The 20,427-nt window shown below is 71.2% G+C and carries 20 protein-coding genes; 10 read left to right on the forward strand and 10 right to left on the reverse strand.

Annotated features, from left to right (window positions below; all coding sequences use genetic code 11):
* Positions 1–19: 19 nt before the first annotated feature.
* Together KF837_18050 and KF837_18055 are read right to left on the reverse strand one after the other, a co-directional pair.
* The gene (locus KF837_18050) at positions 20–526 is read right to left on the reverse strand and encodes an SRPBCC family protein (protein ID MBX3229227.1); all 507 of its coding nucleotides are present in this window, start codon (positions 524–526) and stop codon (positions 20–22) included.
* On the reverse strand, positions 498–851 hold the full coding sequence (locus tag KF837_18055; protein ID MBX3229228.1) for a winged helix-turn-helix transcriptional regulator: 354 nt from the start codon (positions 849–851) through the stop codon (positions 498–500). The genes KF837_18050 and KF837_18055 overlap by 29 nt, the downstream gene beginning before the upstream one ends.
* 85 nt (positions 852–936) lie before the next feature.
* Here KF837_18055 and aceK point away from each other — a divergent pair, with 85 nt between their 5' ends.
* From aceK to KF837_18070, 3 genes are read left to right on the forward strand one after another with little or no spacing between them, the layout of a single operon-like run.
* Positions 937–2,670 carry a bifunctional isocitrate dehydrogenase kinase/phosphatase gene (gene aceK, locus KF837_18060; protein ID MBX3229229.1) on the forward strand — a complete coding sequence of 578 codons (1,734 nt, stop codon included), beginning with the start codon at positions 937–939 and terminating at the stop codon, positions 2,668–2,670.
* 34 nt (positions 2,671–2,704) lie between these two features.
* Positions 2,705–3,829 (forward strand): hypothetical protein, encoded by a 1,125-nt coding sequence (locus tag KF837_18065; GenBank protein MBX3229230.1) that lies wholly within the window; start codon positions 2,705–2,707, stop codon positions 3,827–3,829.
* Positions 3,830–3,838: 9 nt separating this feature from the next.
* Complete coding sequence (locus KF837_18070) at positions 3,839–4,243, forward strand: RpiB/LacA/LacB family sugar-phosphate isomerase (protein ID MBX3229231.1); 405 nt, start codon at positions 3,839–3,841, stop codon at positions 4,241–4,243.
* 4 nt (positions 4,244–4,247) lie between these two features.
* Here the strand turns inward: KF837_18070 and KF837_18075 are convergent, their stop codons facing one another.
* The 3 genes from KF837_18075 to KF837_18085 are packed head-to-tail and all read right to left on the reverse strand — an operon-like array spanning position 4,248 to position 7,410.
* Entirely contained in the window at positions 4,248–5,339 is a 1,092-nt protein-coding gene (locus KF837_18075; GenBank protein MBX3229232.1) for a response regulator, read from the reverse strand.
* The gene (locus tag KF837_18080) at positions 5,336–6,475 is read right to left on the reverse strand and encodes an HDOD domain-containing protein (GenBank protein ID MBX3229233.1); all 1,140 of its coding nucleotides are present in this window, start codon (positions 6,473–6,475) and stop codon (positions 5,336–5,338) included. The genes KF837_18075 and KF837_18080 overlap by 4 nt, the downstream gene beginning before the upstream one ends.
* Positions 6,472–7,410, reverse strand: a complete 939-nt coding sequence (locus KF837_18085; GenBank protein MBX3229234.1) for a HAMP domain-containing histidine kinase — start codon at positions 7,408–7,410, stop codon at positions 6,472–6,474. The genes KF837_18080 and KF837_18085 overlap by 4 nt, the downstream gene beginning before the upstream one ends.
* A gap of 157 nt (positions 7,411–7,567) precedes the next feature.
* Between KF837_18085 and KF837_18090 the strand changes: the two genes are divergently transcribed.
* On the forward strand, positions 7,568–8,917 hold the full coding sequence (locus KF837_18090) for a PAS domain S-box protein (protein MBX3229235.1): 1,350 nt from the start codon (positions 7,568–7,570) through the stop codon (positions 8,915–8,917).
* A gap of 10 nt (positions 8,918–8,927) precedes the next feature.
* On the opposite strand, the gene KF837_18095 is transcribed toward KF837_18090, so the two are convergent.
* The 4 genes from KF837_18095 to KF837_18110 all read right to left on the reverse strand — a co-directional run bounded on the left by KF837_18095 (position 8,928) and on the right by KF837_18110 (position 15,252).
* Positions 8,928–12,092 carry a hypothetical protein gene (locus tag KF837_18095; protein ID MBX3229236.1) on the reverse strand — a complete coding sequence of 1,055 codons (3,165 nt, stop codon included), beginning with the start codon at positions 12,090–12,092 and terminating at the stop codon, positions 8,928–8,930.
* Positions 12,093–12,157: 65 nt separating this feature from the next.
* Positions 12,158–13,696 carry a uroporphyrinogen-III synthase gene (locus tag KF837_18100; protein ID MBX3229237.1) on the reverse strand — a complete coding sequence of 513 codons (1,539 nt, stop codon included), beginning with the start codon at positions 13,694–13,696 and terminating at the stop codon, positions 12,158–12,160.
* Between the two features lie 15 nt (positions 13,697–13,711).
* On the reverse strand, positions 13,712–14,707 hold the full coding sequence (locus KF837_18105) for a hypothetical protein (protein MBX3229238.1): 996 nt from the start codon (positions 14,705–14,707) through the stop codon (positions 13,712–13,714).
* Entirely contained in the window at positions 14,704–15,252 is a 549-nt protein-coding gene (locus KF837_18110) for an AgmX/PglI C-terminal domain-containing protein (protein ID MBX3229239.1), read from the reverse strand. Before KF837_18110 ends, KF837_18105 begins: the two co-directional genes overlap by 4 nt.
* Between KF837_18110 and KF837_18115 the strand changes: the two genes are divergently transcribed.
* Genes KF837_18115 through KF837_18125 form a run of 3 tightly spaced genes read left to right on the forward strand, consistent with a single transcriptional unit; the run spans position 15,251 to position 17,440 of the window.
* The gene (locus KF837_18115; protein MBX3229240.1) at positions 15,251–15,928 is read left to right on the forward strand and encodes a methyltransferase; all 678 of its coding nucleotides are present in this window, start codon (positions 15,251–15,253) and stop codon (positions 15,926–15,928) included. The two genes, KF837_18110 and KF837_18115, sit on opposite strands and share 2 nt — an antisense overlap.
* 9 nt (positions 15,929–15,937) lie before the next feature.
* Positions 15,938–16,924 (forward strand): porphobilinogen synthase, encoded by a 987-nt coding sequence (gene hemB / locus KF837_18120; GenBank protein ID MBX3229241.1) that lies wholly within the window; start codon positions 15,938–15,940, stop codon positions 16,922–16,924.
* Positions 16,925–16,936: 12 nt separating this feature from the next.
* On the forward strand, positions 16,937–17,440 hold the full coding sequence (locus KF837_18125) for a hypothetical protein (GenBank protein MBX3229242.1): 504 nt from the start codon (positions 16,937–16,939) through the stop codon (positions 17,438–17,440).
* Positions 17,441–17,443: 3 nt separating this feature from the next.
* On the opposite strand, the gene KF837_18130 is transcribed toward KF837_18125, so the two are convergent.
* Complete coding sequence (locus tag KF837_18130; protein MBX3229243.1) at positions 17,444–17,974, reverse strand: hypothetical protein; 531 nt, start codon at positions 17,972–17,974, stop codon at positions 17,444–17,446.
* Positions 17,975–18,123: 149 nt separating this feature from the next.
* On the opposite strand from KF837_18130, the gene KF837_18135 reads away from it, so the two are divergent.
* Genes KF837_18135 through KF837_18145 form a run of 3 tightly spaced genes read left to right on the forward strand, consistent with a single transcriptional unit; the run spans position 18,124 to position 20,426 of the window.
* Positions 18,124–18,777, forward strand: coding sequence for a riboflavin synthase (locus KF837_18135; GenBank protein ID MBX3229244.1), 654 nt, complete (start codon positions 18,124–18,126; stop codon positions 18,775–18,777).
* Between the two features lie 6 nt (positions 18,778–18,783).
* Entirely contained in the window at positions 18,784–19,935 is a 1,152-nt protein-coding gene (gene ribB / locus KF837_18140) for a 3,4-dihydroxy-2-butanone-4-phosphate synthase (GenBank protein ID MBX3229245.1), read from the forward strand.
* 2 nt (positions 19,936–19,937) lie between these two features.
* A complete protein-coding gene (locus KF837_18145) occupies positions 19,938–20,426 on the forward strand; it encodes a 6,7-dimethyl-8-ribityllumazine synthase (GenBank protein ID MBX3229246.1) in 489 nt (162 codons plus the stop codon).
* Position 20,427: the final 1 nt, after the last annotated feature.

Here is a 20,427-nt window from a genome sequence, read left to right on the forward strand (position 1 = left end):
GACGAGCTCGTGAACGACGTCAGCGCGTGGTGTGCATTTCGACGACGAGCTCGTCGAGCTGGTCGTACGTGACGCGGAGGCCGTCCTCCATCCCCGACGCGACCGCGGCCTGGCGCGCCTCGGCGGAGGGGTAGACCTCGTGCGACACGACGTGCGTGTGCTCGCCGCGCGCCTCGAAGGTCACCGTGACGACGGACGCGCCCGCGTCCTTCATCGGCTCGAAGAACATCGTGTAGACGAGGCGGCTCGGCGGCGTCACCTCGCTGTACGTGCCCGAGAACGCGAGCTCCTGATCGCCGGCGCGCGTCACGTAGCGGTAGGTGCCGCCGGCGCGCACGTCGGCGCGGACCTCGCTCATCTCCGCGCCCATCGACTTCGGCGCCCACCAGCGGCGCACGAAGTCGGGGTTCGTCCACGCCTCGAACACGACGCGCGGCGGCGCGCGGAAGGTGCGCTCGATGACGATCTCGCGATCGCCGCGGAGCTCCACCTTGGTGTCAGTCTTTGCGCTTGGTTTTTCGGCCATGGCTCGTCTCCTTCTTCTTCCTGAGCTCCTCGAGGAGCTCGTCCATCTCTTCGAAGCGTGCTTCCCAGAGCTGCCGGTATCGTTCCAACCATCCGTGGAGCTCGAGCAGCGGCTCCGAGCGCAGCGTGTAGACGCGCTGCTGCGCGCGCGGCTGCACCTCGACCAGCCCCGCCTCCTTGAGCACGCGGAGGTGCTTCGAGACCTGCACCTGATAGAGCGACAGGCCCTCGGTGATCTCGCTCACCGCGCGCGGCCCCGTGCGGAGCAGCTCGACGATGCGGAAACGGTTCGGCTCCGCGAGCGCCGCGAGCGTCGTCTGAAGCATGAGGATTATATGCTCTGAAAGGTATGTACTCGTCAAGGTATATTTGTGCCGGCGCCGTGAGCCGACGGTGTAGAGTGGGGCGGCAATGCCCGACGCGGTCTCGATTGCTCGCACGATCCTGGATGGGTTCGACCGCCACTACCGGCTCTTCCGCGCCACGAGCGCGCGCGCGAAGGAGCGCTGGGAGCGGCAGGACTGGGCCGAGGTCCGCGAGGCGTCACGGACGCGCATCGACATGTACGATCAGCGCGTCCGCGAGGGCGTGGACGCGATCCACGTCGCGCTCGAGGGCGCCGTGATCGAAGAGGCGCTGTGGCCCGCGATCAAGCGCGCGTACATCGGACTGCTCCACGACCACTACCAGCCCGAGTGCGCCGAGACGTTCTTCAACTCCGTCGCGCGGCGCATCCTCGACCGGCGGTACTACCGGAACGACTACATCTTCTCGCGGCCCGCGACGTCGACCGAGCACCTCGAGGGGACCGAGCCGACCTACCGCTGCTACTACCCGCACGACACGGACCTGAAGGAGACGCTGAAGCAGGCGCTCCTCGATTTCCAGCTCACGACGCCCTTCGCCGACCTCGACCGGGACCTCGCCTACGTCCAGCGCGCGGTCGCGGACCACTTCCCGAAGGGGTTCGAGCGGCGGCCGAACTTCCAGATCCAGATGTTGCGGTCGCTGTTCTTCCGCAACAAAGCCGCGTTCGCGATCGGGCGGGTGGTGAACGGGGGCGTGATTACCCCTTTCATCATTCCCATTCGGCACGACGACGACGGAAAAGCCGAGCTCGACGCCTTCTTGCTCGACGAGAAGAACATCGGGCGGATATTCAGCTTGGGCAGATCGTATTTCTTCGTCGATATGGAAGTACCGTCGGCCTACGTGGAGTTCCTCCAGACCGTCGCGCCGGCGAAGTCGAAGGCGGAGCTCTTCACGATGGTGGGGCTCGGCAAGCAGGGCAAGACGCTCTTCTTCCGTGACCTCCAGCACCACCTCCGCCACTCGACCGACACGTTCGTGCTCGCCGAGGGGACGAAGGGCATGGTCATGGTCGTCTTCACGCTGCCGTCGTACCCGTACGTCTTCAAGATCATCCGCGACTGGTTCGTGCCGCCGAAGGACACCGACCGGAAGAGCGTCGAGGAGCGGTACAAGTTCGTGAAGCTCGCCGACCGCGTCGGCCGCATGAGCGACACGCTCGAGTACACCCACGTCGCCTTCCCGTTCGACCGGATGGATCCGAGCCTCGTCGCCGAGCTCGAGGAGCTCGCGCCGTCGCTCCTCGAGCGCGACGGCGACAAGCTCGTCATCCGCCACCTCTACGTCGAGCGACGGCTCGTGCCGCTCGACGTGTACCTGAAGGACCCGAAGAACCAGGACCCCAGAAAGCAGCGCGCGGCGATCGACGAGTACGGGCGCGCGCTGAAGGAGCTCGCGGCGGCGGACATCTTCCCCGGCGACCTCCTCCTCAAGAACTTCGGGCTGACGCGGTTCGGCCGGATCGTGTTCTACGATTATGACGAGCTCGTGACGATGAGCGAGTGTCGGTTCCGCACCCTCCCGAAGGCGCGCGACCACGACGACGAGATGAGCAGCGAGCCGTGGTTCAACGTCGAGAAGGGGGACGTGTTTCCCGAGCAGTTCCCGACGTTCCTGTTCCCGCCGGGGCCGCAGCGCGACACGTTCACCGAGCTCCACCCCGACCTCGCGCGGGCCGACTTCTGGCGCGAGCAGCAGGAGCGCCTCCGCGCCGGGATCCAGGAGGACCTCTTCGCCTACTCCGAGGCGATGCGCTTCACGAACCGCTACGGCTAAATGGAGGCCAAACGAGGTATCATCCCGCCTAGCGATGGCGGAACAGGACGAGCGCGAGGGACCGAGCTCCGATCGCGTCCCCATGTCCGAGCCGCGGCCGCCCGAGCCGCGGCCGTCGGAGTCGATGCCCGTCTCGAACCCGATGCCGAACTCGGCCGGGTACATGACGGCCGCGGCCAAGCTGTCGCTCGCCGAGATCGCGCTCGCGCTCCGCGACGAGCAGCTCGAGGCGCAGGTCATCCACTACCGCGCCGAGCTCGAGACGAACCCCGATCTCGACGCGATCACGGCGCAGGTGGTGCACGAGCTCCAGGGGCTGCAGACGGCGGTGAAGTACGCCCAGTCGGTCACGCCGAACGCGCGGCCGGCGCCGGTCCTCGACCGCGCGCAGCTGGAGCACGACCTCATCCAGGGCCTCGCCGACATGCTCGGGCGCATCTTCCGCCCCGACCGCCTCGCGACGATGATCGAGCGGAAGCTCGGCGAGGTCGCGAAGCGCTTCGCGCGCGTCTTCTTCGAGAGCGAGCTCGCGGAGAAGATCCGCGGCTCGCAGGACGAGCTGAAGACGATGCGCTTCTACGAGCAGGCGCTCTTCCACGCGCTCCAGCACGCGGAGCCGACCATCTTCGCCGCGCTCGACGGCTTCGCGTTCGACCCGGAGAACGACGTCCGCGAGAAGGCCGCCACCAAATATTATGAATTACTGAAACAGCTCCGGAACGATTTCCTCGCCCGCACGACGCCGGAGCTCAATACGCTGATCAGCTATCTGAACGAGGTCCTCTCCACCTTCTTCACGCGCGAGCTACCGCCGAACCTCTTTTTCCTCTCGCTCGACGTGGTCAAAGCGGCCTCCCTCGCCGACCGCGGCACGACCGGCGGATACAAGATCAGCGCGACGACGTTCCCCGTCTTCCGCGTCGCCTTCGAGCGCCATTTCATGCGCCGCCTCGTCCCGTTCGTGGAAGAGGAGATGCTCTCGCGCGTGCGCCTGCAGAGCAGCCAGTTCCGCTCCGAGACGATCCGCTTCATCGCCGACCCTGTCATCTTCAGCGAGGTCTGCGAGGTCGTGTGCGACGCCGTCTACGACATGCTCTACAACGACGGCTTCTTGGATTTGCCGTCCGACTGGCGCGCGCGGCTCTCCGCCGGAGGATAGAGGGGATAGATGCGATTCTTGATCGGCAGTGACGAGGACCGCCCGGTGGTGGCGCACCTCGCGGCGCGGCTCCGCGAGAAGGGCCACGAGGCGACGGTGGCGCCGGTGACGACCTGGGGCGCGATGGCGAAGGGCGTCGCCGAGCGCGTCGCGAAGGGCGAGTTCGACCAAGGCGTGGTGTGCTGCTGGACCGGCACCGGCGCGTCGATCGCGGCGAACAAGGTGCCGGGCGTGCGCGCGGCGCTGTGCACCGACGCCGCCACCGCCGCGGGCGCGCGGAAATGGAACGACGCCAACGTGCTCGCGCTGAGCCTCCGCCTCTTGTCGGAGCCGGTCGCCGACGAGATCGTCGACGCCTGGCTCGACGGGACCTACGCGGGCAGCGAGGACGAGAGCCTGAAGCTGCTCCGCTAAGCGGCTACGCCGCGACGCGCACCGTTCCGCTCGGGAGGACCGGGACGTAGTTGCGGAGGCGCTCCACCAGCGCCTCCGTGATCGTGTGGCCGCGGGCGACGACGAGGATGCCCGTCGTCGTGCGGACGTCGGCGGCGATGACCATGCCCTCCTTCAGCGCCGCGATCGAGATCTCGCCCTCCGCGCGCTCCGCGCCGAAGAACACCGCCGCGAGGGCGTCGACGACCTCCGGGCGATGCCGCGTTTCCATGCCGCGCACCGCGGCGAGGGCGGTCTTCGTCGAGCCGATCTCCTCGTGCTCCTCGAAGTCGAGGGCGGCGCGGAGGATGTCGGCCTCGAGCTCGCACACGCACGGGCCCGCGAGCGCGTGGCGGATGATCGAGACGATCGGCTCGAGGCGCGGGATCGGGGCGAGGAGCTGCTCCGTCAGCACCGGCACCCGCTCCAGCATCGCCACCTCCGCCACGCCCAGCGTCTCGCGCAGCGCGCGGCGCTCGTACACGCCCGCCGGGAGCGAGAGCGCGCCGAGCTGGCAGAGCATCGCCGCGATCTCGAGCTTCCACGTCGACGCGAGGCCCAGCTTCGCCGCCATCGCGCACGCGTTCTGCTTCACGCGCGTCGCGGCGCCGAAGACCGTCGGCGACGTGATCGCGAGCGCCTCGGTGAGGGCGTGGACCGCGCCGCGGAGGGTCTGCTCGAGCAGCTCGCGCTCGGCGCGGACGAGGCGGTTCTGCTCCGCCGCGGCGAGGAGCGCGGCGCGCATGTCGGCCGGCGCGCACGGCTTGCGGAGGAAGCGGAAGATGTGGCCCTGGTTCACCGCCGCGATCGCGTCGTCGAGGTCGGACTCGCCGGTGAGGAGGAGGCGCGTCGCGTCGGGGTGGAGCGCGCACGCCTCCGCGAGGAACGCGGCGCCGCTCATGAGCGGCATCCGCATGTCCGAGACGACGGCCGCGACGGTGGGGTCCTTCGCGAGCGCCTCGAGACCGGCCGCGCCCGACGAGGCCGTGATCACGTCGAACGATCCGCGGAGCACGCGGCCGAGGCTCTCGAGGACGCGCGCGTCGTCGTCGACGATCAGGACGCGCGGCGCGCTCACGCCGCCCTCCGCTGCACGACCCGGTCCAGGATGCCGAGCCGCTCGAGGTACGCGCGCTCCTCCGGCGCGGAGCCGTAGGCGCCCTCCGTGTCGAGGAGGCGGCGCGCGACGTAGACCGCGTCGGCGGGGCGGAGCGGGCCGCGGCCGGTGCCGTCCGCCGTCGCCTGCTCCGCGATCGCGGTCACGACGCCGGCGGGGAGGCCCCAGAGGTTCAGGAGGTAGACCGCGTTCGACACGTAACACGCGTCGGGAGCGGCGGCGTACGCGGCCGGCATCGCGATCGCGGTCGCGAGGCGCCCCACGTCGTGGAGGACGCCCGCGACGAAGGCGCCGTCGCCGGCCGCGCCGGGACCGGCGAGCGCGCGCGCGAGCGTCGCGACCTCGACCGCGCGCTCGTGGTGCCGCTCGACGTCGAAGCCCACCGAGCTCGAGGTCGCGGGGCTCATGATCCCGCCGTAGATGCAGACGCGCTCCATCAGCTCGGGGCCGAGGTACGAGACCGCCTCCGCGACGCAGCAGATCCCTTTGCGGACGCCGAAGAAGGAGGTGGAGACGATCTGGAGGACCTTCGCCGCCATCGCCGGATCGCGCTCGACGAGGCGCGCGATCTCCTCGACGGAGGCCTCCTCGTGAAGGAGGACGCGCGCGAGAGCGCGGCAGAAGGCGGGCGGGCTCGGGAGCGATTCGATGCCGCCGAGCGCGGCGCGGGCGGCGTCGCCGACGGCCGACTGCGCCGACGCGCGGCGGGCGAGGAGCTCGCCGAGGACCGACGGCTCGGTCGGCTTCGTCAGGAACTGATGCGCGTACGGCACCGCGCGGAGGGCGGCGTCCATGTCGGTCTGGCCCGAGAGGACGATCCGCATCGTCTGCGGGCGGACGACGCGCGCCTGCGCGAGGAGCGCCGCGCCGTCCATGCCCGGCATCCGCATGTCGGTCACGAGGACGTCGAAGTGCGTCGCCTCGAGGAGCGCGAGCGCGGCGGCGCCGGAGGTCGCGGTGTGGACCTCGATCGTCTTGCGATGCGGGCGGAGCGCGCGCTGCATCGCGTCGACGACGCGCGCCTCGTCGTCGACGAGGAGGGCGCGCTGCTTCGGGAGGCCGGGGACGACGGGAGAGGAGGAAGCTTCGAGGTTCATGCTGCTCGGACGGAAGAAGAAGGAGCACCCGCGATCGGAAGACGGACGAAGAAGGTGGTGCCGGCCCCCTGCTCCGTCTCGAAGCGGAGCGTGCCGCCGTGCTTCTTCACGACGCCGAAGGCGAGCGCGAGGCCCTGCCCGGTCCCGCGGCCCGGATCCTTCGTCGTGAAGAACGGCTCGAAGATGTGGCCCTGAGCGTGATCGGGGATGCCGCCGCCGGTGTCGGAGACGGCGACGACGACGTGATCGCCGTCGAGCGCGGTCGAGACCGCGATCCGCCCGAGCACCCCGGTCCGCTTCACGACGTCGGCGGTGGCGTGGGCCGCGTTCACGATGAGGTTGAGGAAGACCTGCGAGAGCTCGCCGCGACAGCAGACGACGCGCGGGATGTCGCCGAAGTCCTCGACCGTGTGCGCGATGCTCTTCAGCTCGTGCCCGGCGACGGTGAGGGTCGTGCGGAGCACGGCGTTGAGGTCCGTCTCCGTCGCCTCGCCGCGATCGTTGTGCGCGAAGTTCTTCATCGAGCGGACGATGCTCGCGACGCGCGTGAGGCCCTCGAGCGTCTGCTTGATCGCGCACGGGATCTCGTCGCCGAGGTACCCCCAGTCGGCGTCGGCGACGGCCTCGCGCGCGGCGTCCTCGCTCGAAGCGAGCGCGACGAGGCGCGTGACGAGGTCGGTGACGGTCTCGAAGGACGACTGCAGGAAGTGGACGTTGTCGCTCACGAACTGCACCGGCGTGTTGATCTCGTGCGCGATGCCCGCCGCGAGCCGCCCGACCTCCTCGAGCTTCTGACGGTGCCCGACCGCTCGCCGCTCCTCGTCGACCTCGACGAACCGCGCGTTCATCGCCTCGACGAACGCGCTCCACTGCTCCGCGCTCGGGGGCTCTCGGCCGTCGCCGGCGATCCCCAGGCGCGTGAGCTGCCGCTTCAACTCGCTGTGCACTCTCGTTCCCCCGATCGTTTCATGCTCACCCCCGATCCAAACGGCCCGATCGGCGGCGCGTTCAGTCCCCGTTTCTCTCTCAAGGCCCGCCCGATCGCGCCGTACTGAGGGCAAGATGGGTCGAAGGACCGCGAAACCTTGTGTGGTGGCCGTCATCGCCACCGTGGTGACGATGTGGGCGGCGCCCGCGAAGCTCGCGCCGGTCGCGACGGTGCTGATCGCCGCGACCGGCACGCTGATCGTGCGCTCGCGACAGCAGCGCGAGCTCGAGGCGCGCGTCGAGGAGCGCACGCGCGAGCTCACCGTGAGCCGCGAGGAGTACCGCCAGCTCCTCGAGACGACGCAGGCGATCCCGTTCCGGATGGCGCCCGAGAGCCTCCGCTTCACCTACGTCGGGCCGCAGGCGGTCGCGATCGTCGGGCACCCCATCCGCGCGTGGACCGACACCGACTTCCTCGAACGCCACGTCCACGCGGAGGACCTCGCCGACCTCCGCCGCGCGCTCGGCTCCGTCGCGGAGGGGACCCATCGCGAGGTCGAGCTCCGCCTCGCCGCCGCGGGCGGGAAGGAGCTCGTGCTCCGCGGCATCGTGCAGACGCTGCTCGACGCCGAGTCGCGGCCGTTCCTGAGCGGCATCTTCCTCGACGTCACCGCGCGCCATCGCCTCGAGGCCGAGCTGCGATCGGCGCAGAAGCTCGAGTCGCTCGGCCGCCTCGCCGCCGGCATCGCGCACGAGATCAACACCCCGGTGCAGTTCGTCGCCGACAGCGTCCACTACATCAAGAGCACCTTCCCCGCGGTGAGCTCGGTGATCGAGAGCTACCGCGAGGCCGTCTCCCTCGCGCCGCCCGACGTGATGGAGAAGGCGCGCGACGCCGACGAGAGCGCCGACACCGACTTCGCGCTCGAGAACGTCCCGATCGCGCTCGACAACGCGCTCGACGGGCTCCAGCGGATCGGCCACATCGTAAAATCGCTGAAGGACTTCTCGCAGCCGGACCGGACCGAAAAATCGGCCGTCGACCTCAACGCGTGCATCCGCAGCACGCTCGCGATCGCGGCGCCCGAGTACGCCGAGGTCGCGGAGCTGCAGACCGAGCTCGGCGAGCTCGCCCCGGTGCACTGCCACGGCGGCGAGGTGAACCAGGTCTTGCTCGATCTGATCGTGAACGCGGCCCACGCCGTCGCCGACGCGAACCACGGCGCGGGCACGCGCGGCCGGATCAAGGTGCGGACGTGGCAAGACGACGGCTGGGCGCACGTCTGCGTCCGCGACACCGGGAACGGGATCCCGGTCGCGATCCGCGACAAGATCTTCGACCCGTTCTTCACGACGAAGGAGGTCGGCCGCGGCACGGGGCAGAGCCTCGCCATCGCCCGCCGCATCATCGTCGACAAACACGGCGGCGAGCTCACCTTCGAGACGGAGGTCGGCCGCGGCACCGCCTTCATGATCCGCCTCCCCGCCGCGCGCCGGCTCCCGAACGCGGCGTGAGCGGCGTGAGCTACGCGCCGCGGGTGGCGGCGCGGCTGAAGCGGACGCGGCCGACGTGCTCCCACCAGTCGCGGAACCTCTGCTGCGAGCGCTCGCGCTCGCGGCGGGGGAGGTCGTCGTAGTAGCCGAAGGACTCCTTCGTGATCCACTTCAGCTCCTCGCCCGCGAGGCCGCGGATGCGACGCTGCTCGTGCATCAGCGAGTCCATCAGCCACTCGAGGCGATGACGGCCCTTGTTCGCGTCCCACCACGCGGTCCACTTCTCGAGGTCGAGCCCGAAGTCCTGGCGCGTGAGGAGGACGAGCCCCTTCTGCGTCGCGATCGCGACCTCGCTGTCGTTCTCGTCGAGGAGCGGCAACAGCACCTGCACCGCGCTCGGCTCGCGCGTCTCCGCGAGCGCCTCGATCGCGCGGATGCGCAGGTCGACCGTCTGCGCGAGGGTGAGCTCGCCGAGGCGCTCCACCACCGCTTGCGGATGCGACTCCGCGAGGGCGTGGACCGCGGCCCGCGCGGCGCGGCGGACCTTCGCGTCGTCGTCGAACGCGCGCGCGATCGCGGCGTCGATCGCGTCGGGGTAGACGAGCTCGGTGAGGAGGTACGTCGCCCAGAAGCGCGACTCGGCGTCGGGCGCCTCGACGTGGGCGAGGACGAACGGGAGCGCGGTCCGCCGCTGCGAGGCGATGAGGCGGATGACGGGACCGCAGTCGGCGACGCGCGGGAGGGCGTCGAGGTCGAGGCGCTCCGCTTCGATCGTGATCGGGCCCGGGAACTTCGCCATGATCGCCGGCATCGCGTAGCCGCCGGCGCGGAGGAGCTGCGCCTCCGCCTCCTCGTCCTCGCCCGCGATCGCGCGCTCGACGAGGCCGACGTACTCGCTCGAGACGTCGACGATGACGCTCGGGAGGACGCGCGAGTGATCGCTGTGCGACGACGGCGGATGGTGCGGGCCGACCGAGACCTGCCCCTCCGACGGCGGCATCGGCTTCTGCTGAAAGGACGGGATCGGCAGCGGCGCGTCGCCCTTGCGCGTCGACAGCGCGAGGACCGGCTCGCTCCGGAGCACCGCCGGCGCGGCCGGCGTCTCGCCCTCGATCACGGTCGGCGCGACCGGCGTCGCCTCCGGATCGAAGACCGGCATGTCCGCGTCCTGATCGAGGTTCTGCACGACGAGCTGGGAGAACGACGCCGCCTCCTCTTCGTCGAAGAGCGGCTCACTGGCGACGAACGTCCTCGGCTCCGCGAGCTCCACCGGCGGCGGCGGCTTCGAGGGCGGGAGATCGAGGCTCGGCGGCGAGGGATCGGTCGTGTGGCCGACCTTCGTCGCGAGCTGATCCTCGCTGAAGTCGGGGACCGCCTCGCTGATGGGACCGATCTGGATCGGCTGCGGAGACACGTCCGTGATCGGGGCCGCGCGCATCGGCGGCGGCGACTCCGCCTTCGGCGAGTGCGGCGCGTCGCTCACCGGCGGGACGCCCTCCGCCCACGGATGCGCCGGGAGCGAGACGCCGGGGACGGGATCGCGCGTCGTCGACGGCGCCTCGTTCCCGGTCTCGAGCGCGGTCTCGAGCGCGCGCGGTGACGGCGGCGGCGGCGCGGTCACCGCCTCGTGGATGTTCGGGACCGGATCGCTCGCCGGGACACTTGCATGATGCACGTGAATGACGGGCAGGCCCTCGGGGCGCTTGCTCTCGCTGACGATGCTCGGCTCCGACTTGAAGCCGAACTCGAAGCTCGGGGCGGTCGCGCGGCGGCGCGGCGGGTTCGTCGCGCCGGGACGTCCGCTCGGCGGCGGCGGCCCGCTCTCGATCGGCAGCGGCGGCCGCGCGCTGATGGGGGGCTCGGGATCGAGGCGAACGACGTGCCGCTTCGACGGCGGCTCCATCATGATCTCGCGGATCGGCGCCGCGAGCTCCTCCGCCGAGATGCGGTCCTCCTGCTGCGCCGGCTCGGAGACCATCGTCGGCGGGGGCGGAACGGTGTCCTTCTTCCCCTTCGCGTCGGAGGGCGCCTCGCCCTTCAGCTTGCGGCGCATGATGACGCGCTCGAACGCGCCCGCCGCCGTGTCGATGAGGCTCTCGACCTGGCGCACGCCGATGTCCTCGATCCCGCTCGTGCCGCCGTCGCCGAGGATGAGCGACACGACGCGCGTGCGCACGACGATCGGGAACACGATGCACTCGGTCTGCCCGTCGCGGCCGAGGTCCGTCATCAGCACCGCGTCGGCGACCGCGCTCGGCCTCCGGCGGACCGGCTTCTTCTCCTTCCGCGCGCCGCCGAGGATCCCCTCGTCGTCGAGCGGCACCGCGAGGCGCGCGACCTTGTCGCGCGGGGCGCCGTCACCGAAGGCGTCGCGTCCCTCCGCGACGTCGCCCTGGACGACGAAGAGCGCGGTGTAGTCGAAGAACTGGCGCGTGAACTCGAAGAGCACGTCGAAGATGAAGTCGCGCTCGACCGACGCCTCGAGCTCCTCGACCGCGACCGCGAGCGTGAGCGGGCCGCGACGCCGGCGCGGCGGACGCGCCTGCTGCGGCTCGATCTCGCGCACGTAGGTGCCTTGCGGGGCGGCGGCGGTGCGCGGCTCCACCGACATCTTCGGCGACGCGGGCGCGGGCGCGACCGGCGGCGGGATCATGCTCGGCGGTCGCGGCGGGACGCGGATCTTCGGCGCCGAGTCGAGCGGCGGCGGGAAGGTGCTCGCGATGATCGGACCCTTCGTGACGACCTTCTGGATCAGGCGCGCGATGCGCTTGTCGATCGGGATCCCGTAGTCGCGCGCGAGCGCCTGCCGGATGCGGAAGAGCGGCGCGACCTTCTGCTCGATCGGGAGCGCGAGCGCGAAGGTGAGCTCCTGCTCCGCCTCCTTCGAGAGCGGCTCCGCGACCGCGACGACGAGCGACGCGCCCGCCTCGAGCGGCACGAACGTGCGCTCCTGCACCACGTCCGCCGCGACGATGCGGAGCGCGGTCCCCGCCGGCTGCGGCAGCTCCCCGGGCGGCGCGGCCGGCAGCCCGTAGAACTCGCCCACCACCGGCATGAGCGCGCCCTCTTCGACGCGGCTCACCTCGAGCAGGTTCGTGACGAAGTCGCCGCCGTACAGCACTTGCCGCGCGAGCGCCTCTTCGATCTCGCGGATCGTCGCGACGCCGCGCTGAACGATGAGAGAGCTGAGGGACATGGGCCGCGGGCGACCTCGCCGGCTTTGCGAGGGAGAAACGAGAGTCGCTTGCGACGATGATCAAGTCAACTTGTCGAAACCCTTCGCATCCCCGACAGCGCGAGGTCGCTCAGGCCCGCAAAATGGGCCTCGATCGCGGCGACGAGGCCGGGGACGGTATGCGTGTCGGCCGTCACGTCGACGCGGATGCCGAGCCGCTCCGCCGTCTCGGTCGTGATCGGTCCGATGCTCGCGACGCAGGTGTTCGCGAGGAGCGGGACCGCGCGGTCCTCGAGCGCGGCGACGAGGTGCTCCACCGTGCTCGACGACGTGAAGGTCACCGCGTCGATCTCCTCGCCTTCGAGGAGCGCCGCGAGCGCTTCGATAAGCGGCCGCGGCGGGCTCTTCGTCTCGTAGACCGCGACGACGTCGACGGCGTGGCCCGCCCCCTTCAGGGCGTCGGGGACCACGTCGCGGGCCACACGAGCGCGCGCGAGGAGCACGCGGACGTTCGCGTCGCCGATCGCGCGGAGGAGCTCGGCGGCGAGCCCCTCGCCCTTGTGCTCGCGCGGGACGAGGTCGGCGGTGAGGCCGTGGCCCGCGAGCGCGGCCGCGGTCCCGGGCCCGATCGCGGCGATCTTCGCGCGCCCGAACGCGCGGGCGTCCTTGCCCTGGCGCGCGATCTCGGCCCAGAGCTTCTCGACGCCGTTCGCGCTCGTGAGGACGACCCAGTCGTAGCGATCGAGGCCGGTCACGGCGTCGACCACCGGGGCCGGATCGGGCGGCGGATGGATCTCGATCGTGGGGACGACGACGGGATCGGCGCCCTTCTCGCGGAGGAGCGCCGCCGTCTTCGTCGCCTGCTCCTTCGCGCGCGTCACGAGGATGCGACGTCCGAAGAGCGGCGTGCGCTCGAGCCACGAGAGCTCGCGGAGCCGCGCCGCGCGATCGCCCACGACCACGACCGCGCGCGACGCCTTGATCCGCGGCAGGAGCGGGACCTGCGAGAGCGTGGTGTCGGTGACGGTCTGGGTCGGGAGCGAGACGTTCTCGACGATGGTGACGCGCTCGCTCGGAGGGCGGCCGTAGAAGACGAGCGAGCGCGCGGTCTCGGCGATGCTGTCGGCGTCGCAGACGATCGCGAGCGTGTCGGTCGCGAGGGCGAGCTTGTCCCACTCGTGCAGCGTCTCGTGACCGCGCGTGACGCTGACCGCGGCGACGCTCGGCGACGCGTCGCTCGTGCGCGTGAGGGCCGCGCCGGCGAAGGCGCCGACCGCGATGAGCGGGCCGATGCCGGGGACGACCTCGATCGGCACCTCGTGCCGCGCGACGGCGAGGCCCTCGACGTCGCCGTGGCCGAAGAACAGCGGGTCCGCCCACATGATCCGGACCGCGTGACGCCCCGCCTTCGCCTCCGTCGCGAGCATCTGCGCGACCCGCTCCGGCGTGAGCGGCGGCTGGACGGGGTGGCGCGGCGTGCCTTCGGGCAGGCGCCCGAGGACGTCGGGGTGGACCTCCGGATCGAAGAGCACGTAGTCGGCGGACTCGAGTACCTCCACCGCGCGTACGGTGAGGAGGCGCGGATCGCCGGTGCCCGCGCCCACGAACGTGACTTTGCCCTCCACCTCCCGCTCCTCCTCTCAGTTCTGCGGCGCGCAGGTCGACACGCCCGCGCCGACGATGATGGTGCCGGGCGGCGCGGACGCGACCGTCTCGACCGTGTCGTCCGCCGGCCGCCAGCGGGTGATGAGGGTGGCGCCGATCGAGGACGGCGCGTGGAACATGTAGAAGTCGCCGCCCCAGAACGCGAACGCCCATCCTTGGCCGAGCTCGACGGTCGGCAAGTGGCGCTCCGCGCGGATGAAGCCGCTCTCCTGGTCGACCTCGCCGATGTACGAGTCGCCGAAGCCGTCCGTATGCCTGTAGAATGCAAACAACCGGCCGTCGCCGGTGCCGGTGAGCTCGGCGGAGTCGAACCGAGGATCGTCCCCGATGACGGTGAGCTTGAAGGTCTCGGGATCGATCGACGCGATCCCGCGCGCGCCGTTCGGATCGCCCGAGCCGACGTTGTCGTCGTCGCCGGCGACGTAGAGCCTCTCCTCCGGGCCGCCCGCGATCGTGACGAAGCCCATGCCGAAGCGCGCGAAGTTGCTCTGGCGCGGGACGTACGGCGTCTCGATGCAGGCGCCGTTCGACGTGCTCGCGCGGTAGATCTTGTAGTCGGTGAAGAGGATGTACGCGGTGCCCTTGCGATCGACCGCCATCGAGAACGGCGTCGCGCCGGGCGAGGCCGGGCACGAGATGCGCCCGACGTCGCGGAAGGTCCCCGCCGCGGGGTCGAAGCTCTGGAGGCGGTGGTCGTTCGTGATCGTGTAGACGAGGAGCGCGTCGCTGTCGGGGCAGTCGGCGCGGTACACGTCGACCGGCGGCGGCCGCGCGTCGATCGGCGGCGGCTCGCCGTCGATGAAGCCGCTCGCGTCGAAGCGGACGCGGACGTCGACGCTCGCGTCGGCCTCGATGATGATGCCGCCGGGGCCGTCCTCGTCGCCGAAGAGCCCGGTGCGCGATCCGCACGCGACGAGCACGAGCGACGTGAGCGCGACGTGGCGGACCGCGGCGCGACGGCGGCGGCTCATTTCTTCGGCGGCCCCGCGTCCGCGGCCGCCGCGACCGGCGCGGCGGACGGCGTGCCGAACGTGAACGCGACGACCTGGCTCTTGCGATCGGGCGCGAACACCATCGCCTTCACCGCCGACGTCAGGCAGCTGATCATGTCGTCGCTGAGGCCGTCCTTCTTCACGAAGCGCGCGGCGGTGACCTTCCCGTCCTTGCCGATCGTGGTGTCGAAGGTGACGCTGCCGGCGACGCCGGGCGTGGCCTCGAGCGCCTTCTTGTAACATGCACGCAATCGCGGCCTGATCGGCGCGACCGCGCGCTCCACCGTCGCCTCCTGCGGACCGCCGATGTTCGCGTCGTCCGCCGGCTCGGCAGGAGGCGCGGCGGCGCTGGTCTCCGGCGGCGGCGGCGGCGCGAGAGCGGCGCTCTCGATCGGGACGACCTCCATCTTCACCTCGGTCGTGTCGGCCGGGCGCGGCTTCGGGGCGGGGGTCTCCGGCGGCGGATCGTTCCCGCACGCGATGAGCAACGCGAGGCTGGCGAGCGACGTCCGCCGAACGAACATGTGCCCACGATACACCCTGCTACGGTTCCGCGCGATGCACGATCACGCCGGCTTCGTGCGGGAGCACACCGTGCTCGCGGCCGTTCCGCTCGTGCCGGAGGTGCGGATCCACACCGCGACGGAGGTGCTCCCGATCTGGCGCGCGACCTCGGCGTGGCTCGACGCGCACGACCTCGGCGTCCCGTTCTGGTGCGTGCCGTGGGCCGGCGGGCAGGCGCTCGCGCGCTGGGTGCTCGATCGCCCGGAGGTCGTCCGCGGCAAGCGGGTCCTCGACTTCGGGACCGGCAGCGGCCTCGTCGCGATCGCGGCCGCGCTCGCCGGCGCGGCGAGCGTGCGCGCGGTCGACGTCGACGCGTTCGCGATCGCGGCGTGCCGGATCAACGCCGCCGCGAACGGCGTCACGATCCATGCACAGTGCATGGACCTCGTCGGCGCCGCGGTCGAGGAGGACCTCCTCCTCGCCGGCGACGTCTGGTACGAGGCCGGGCCCGCGCGGAGGTTCGCGGCGTGGTTCGAGGCGCTGCCGGTCGCGGTCGTGACCGGCGATCCGGGGCGGCACTACGTCCCGGCCGCGGCGCGGGAGCTCGCGCGCTACGAGGTCCCCACCACGCTCGAGCTCGAGTCGGCGACGACGCGCACGACGCGCGTGCTCGCGCTCGGCGGCCGCGCGGTATAGTGCGGGGCGATGCGATTCCCCGTCGTCCGTCCGCGCCGTCTCCGTGCGACCCCCGAGCTCCGCGCGCTCGTCCGCGAGACGACGCTCGCGCCGAACGACTTCGTCTACCCGCTCTTCTTCAGCGCGGCGATCGAGGAGCCGAAGGCGATCGGCACGATGCCCGGCGTCGAGCAGCTCCCGGTCTCGCAGGCCGCCGCGACGGCGCGCATGATCCGGACGCGCGGCATCAGCTCCGTCATCCTCTTCGGCCTCCCGAAGACGAAGGACGAGCGCGGCTCCTCCGGCCTCGATCCCGACGGCCCCGTCCCGCGCGCCATCAAGGAGATGAAGAGCGCGGTCCCCGACCTCGTCGTGATGGCGGACGTCTGCGTCGACGAGTACACCGACCACGGTCACTGCGGCGTCCTCCGGAAGCGCGCCGACGGGACGATGGAGGTCGACAACGACGCGACGGTGGAGGTGCTCGCGAAGATGGGCGTCCTCTTCGCGCAGGCCGGCGCCGATGTCGTCGCCCCGAGCGACATGATGGACGGCCGCGTCGCCGCGATGCGCGCCGCGCTCGACGCGGAGGGCTTCACCTCGACCTCCCTCCTCTCGTACGCGGTGAAGTACGCCTCCTCTTTTTATGGTCCGTTCCGCGAGGCGGCCGACTGCGCGCCGAAGTTCGGCGATCGCGCGGGCTACCAGATGGACCCCGCGAACGCGCGCGAGGCGATCCGCGAAGCGGCGCTCGACGAGGCGGAGGGCGCCGACATGCTGATGGTGAAGCCCGCCCTCTCCTACCTCGACGTCATCCGCGACGTCCGCAAGGCCTCGAACCTCCCGCTCGGCGCGTACAACGTGTCGGGCGAGTACTCGATGCTCCACGCCGCCGCGGACCGCGGAATGATCGACCGCGATCGCGCCATCCTCGAGGTCCTGACCTCGATCCGCCGCGCGGGCGCCGACTTCATCTTGACGTACCACGCCCTTCGCGCGGCGGAGCTTCTGGGGTAAAGAGGCGGGCGAGTGAAGGCCCGCCTCTTCCTCTTCGTCGGTCTCTGGGTCGCGGCCGCCGCCGGCATCTTCGCCGCGCCGTCCTGCTACCCGCGCACGTGCGAAGGCCAGATCGAGTTCTTCGGCGTCGACGCCGGGCAGGGCTCGATGGTCTCCGACACGATGTGGGAGTCGACGCCGATGGTCGGGCCGTGGCTGCCGTTCGAGCGGCAGTCCGGCTACGTCTTCGACATCCGCGCCCTCGGCGGCCGCACGCCGGCGGACGTGAGCGTGTTCCTCTCCGCGGCGCCGGAGCCGAACGTCCCCGGCCCGAACGCGGGCAACCAGACGACCGGCGCCGGCAACATCGCGCTCGTGCAGAACGTCGGCCCGAACCGCGTCGACGTCTACAACGACACGTGCTCCGACTACTACGTCCGCGTCGTCGTCCACGTCCCGCCGTTCCCGCCGGCGCCCGACGGCGGCCCCGTCGTCCTCGATCCGCCCTCGGACGACGACGACGCCGGCGTGCCGTAGCGCCTATTTGAAGCAGGAGCGCCCGCAGGCGGCGTACTTCTTCTTGCAAGTCGCGCACGGCTTCGACGCCGCCCCTGCGTCGCCCTCGCAGGTCGGGGCGCAGGCGCGGTAATCGCCCATGCAGCCGTCGACGCAGCTCTGGTTCGGCGCGACGAAGGTGACGACCGGCGCGGGCGCGCCGGCGTCGATGTACGGGACGTCCGCCGCCGTCTCGATCGGATGCCCCGGCGTCAGCGTCTTCTTTTGCTCCCCCGAGTCGAGGACCTTCGGCGGAGGCGCGAACGCGTTCGACGGGGTCGGCGCCGTGATCGTGCTCGTGCGCGAGGCCTCGCCCGGAGCCGCCATCATCATCGCCTCGTCCGTCGGCGCGGTGGACATCTGCGAGAGCGCGACGTAGCGCGAGATCGCGTACTGCACGCGATCGCGCGTCTGGCCGAACGTGTAGCGCTCCGACCAGTCGCGCCAGCACGACGCCTTCTCCGGCATCGGCTTCTGCGGGTTCTCCTCGAGGGCGTAACAATGCTCGAACCGCACGTTCCCCTCGTAGACGGCCTGAAAGCTCGGACCGCACGCCGCGAGCCCGAACGCAAGGCCAAGTATGGGAAAAGTCACCCGCTTCGCCACTGCCCGGAGCCTACCACCCCTTTGACGCTCGACCGATCCTTCACTACCTAAGCAGCGGCATGTTCACCGGCCTCGTCCAGGCGAAAGGCTCGCTCGTCCGCCGCGCCCAGCGCGGGCCGGACGCGCGCCTCGTCCTCCGCGGCGCGCTCCCCGGTGAGCCGCTCGTGCTCGGCGAGTCGATCAGCGTCGACGGCGTGTGCCTCACCGTGGACACGATCGTCGAAGCCGACGTCTTCGAGGTCGACGCCTCGAGCGAGACGCTCGCGAAGACGACGCTCGGCGGCGTCGCGATCGGCGGCGCGGTGAACCTCGAGCGCGCGCTCGCGGTCGGCGACCGGCTCGGCGGCCACCTCGTGAGCGGCCACGTCGACGGCGTCGGCACGGTCGTGGAGAAGACGCCGTCGGGCGCGGCGCTCAGGGTCACCTTCGAGGCGCCGCCCGACCTCGCGCGCTTCATCGCGGCGAAGGGATCGATCTGCGTCAGCGGCGTTAGCCTCACCGTGAACCACGTGAACCGGAGCCGCTTCGACGTGATGCTCATCCCCCACACCCTCGAGAAGACCTCCCTCCCCGCGCTCTGTGTCGGCTCGCGCGTGAACCTCGAGGTCGACGTGCTCGCGCGGTACGTCGCGCGCCTCCTCGAGGCCGAGCGCGAGGAGCCCGCGCCCGACTCGCGTCTGCTCGATCGCCTCCGCGCCTCCGGATACCTCTGAGCGAACATGGCCCCTGCCCTCAACATCGAGCCGAAGCTCCTCGAGCGCGTGAACGGCGCCATCGCCGACATCCGCGCGGGGAAGATGGTCATCCTCGTCGACGACGAGGACCGCGAGAACGAGGGCGACCTCACGATGGCGGCGCAGTTCGTGACGCCCGAGGCGGTCAACTTCATGGCCATGCACGGCCGCGGGCTCATCTGCCTCACGCTGACGGAGGAGGCGATCGGCCGGCTCGGCCTGCCGATGATGGCGCAGCCCGGCCGCTCCACGCCGAGCCTCGGCACCGCGTTCACGATGAGCATCGAGGCGCGCCACGGCGTCACGACCGGCATCAGCGCGGCCGATCGCGCGCACACGATGCGCCTCGCCGCGTCGCCGGAGTGCAAGCCGGAGGACCTCGTCACCCCCGGCCACGTCTTCCCGCTCCGCGCGCGGAAGGGCGGCGTGCTCGTGCGCACGGGGCAGACCGAGGGCTCGGTCGACCTCGCGCGCCTCGCCGGGCTCACCGCCGCCGGCGTCATCTGCGAGATCATGCGCGACGACGGCACGATGGCGCGGATGCCCGACCTCGAGCAGTTCGCGGCGAAGCACGGGCTCCGCATCCTCTCGATCGCGGACATGATCCAGTACCGCCTCCAGACCGAGCGCCTCGTGAAGCGCGTCGGCCAGGGGCAGCTCCGCCTCGACGAGACCGGGACCGAGTGGACGGCCAACGTCTACGAGTCGGCGACCGACGGGCGGCAGTTCATCGCGCTCGTGCACGGGACGCTGCCGCCCAACGAGCCGGTGCTGTGCCGCATGCACGGGGGCTCGCTGCTCGGCGACGTGTTCGCCTCGACCGCGCGCGAGGGCGGGAAGAACCTGCGCGAGTCGATCCACCGCATCGAGGCCGAGAAGCGCGGCGTCATCGTGTACCTCCCCGCGCGCACGTCGCCGGCGGAGGAGCTCGCCGCGCTCATGCCGCCGCTCACGAACGGCGCGGCGAAGACGGGCTCGTCCGATCACCCGCTCCGCGAGTTCGGCCTCGGCGCGCAGGTGCTCGCCGACCTCGGGCTCCATCGCATCCGGCTCCTCACCAACAACCCGCGTAAGATCGCCGGCCTCTCGGGCTTCGGGCTCGAGGTGGTCGACAGCGTCACCCTCGGAGGCAACTGATCATGGCCGCGCGCATCGTCGAAGGTAACCTCGTCGTTCCGAAGGGAGCGCGCTTCGGCATCGTCGCGAGCCGCTTCAACCACTTCATCGTCGACCACCTCACGAGCGGCGCGGTCGACGCGCTGGTGCGGCACGGCGCGAACGAGGCGAACATCACGATCGTCCGCGTCCCCGGCGCGTGGGAGGTCCCGCACGCGGTGCGGCGCCTCGCGAAGGCGAAGCAGAAGCTCGACGCGATCATCGCGCTGTCCGCCGTGATCCGCGGGTCGACCCCTCACTTCGACTACGTCGCGGGCGAGGTCTCGAAGGGCGTCGCGGCGGTGTCGCTCGAGGCCGGGATCCCGATCGCGTTCGGCGTGCTCACGACCGACACGATCGAGCAGGCGATCGAGCGCGCCGGCACGAAGGCGGGCAACAAGGGCTGGGACGCCGCCGTCTCCGCGATCGAGATGGTGTCGCTCGATCGCGCGCTCGACGGCGCCGGGTTCTGAT

The sequence above is a fragment of the Labilithrix sp. genome (assembly GCA_019637155.1).
Lineage (GTDB): Bacteria > Myxococcota_A > Polyangia > Polyangiales > Polyangiaceae > Labilithrix.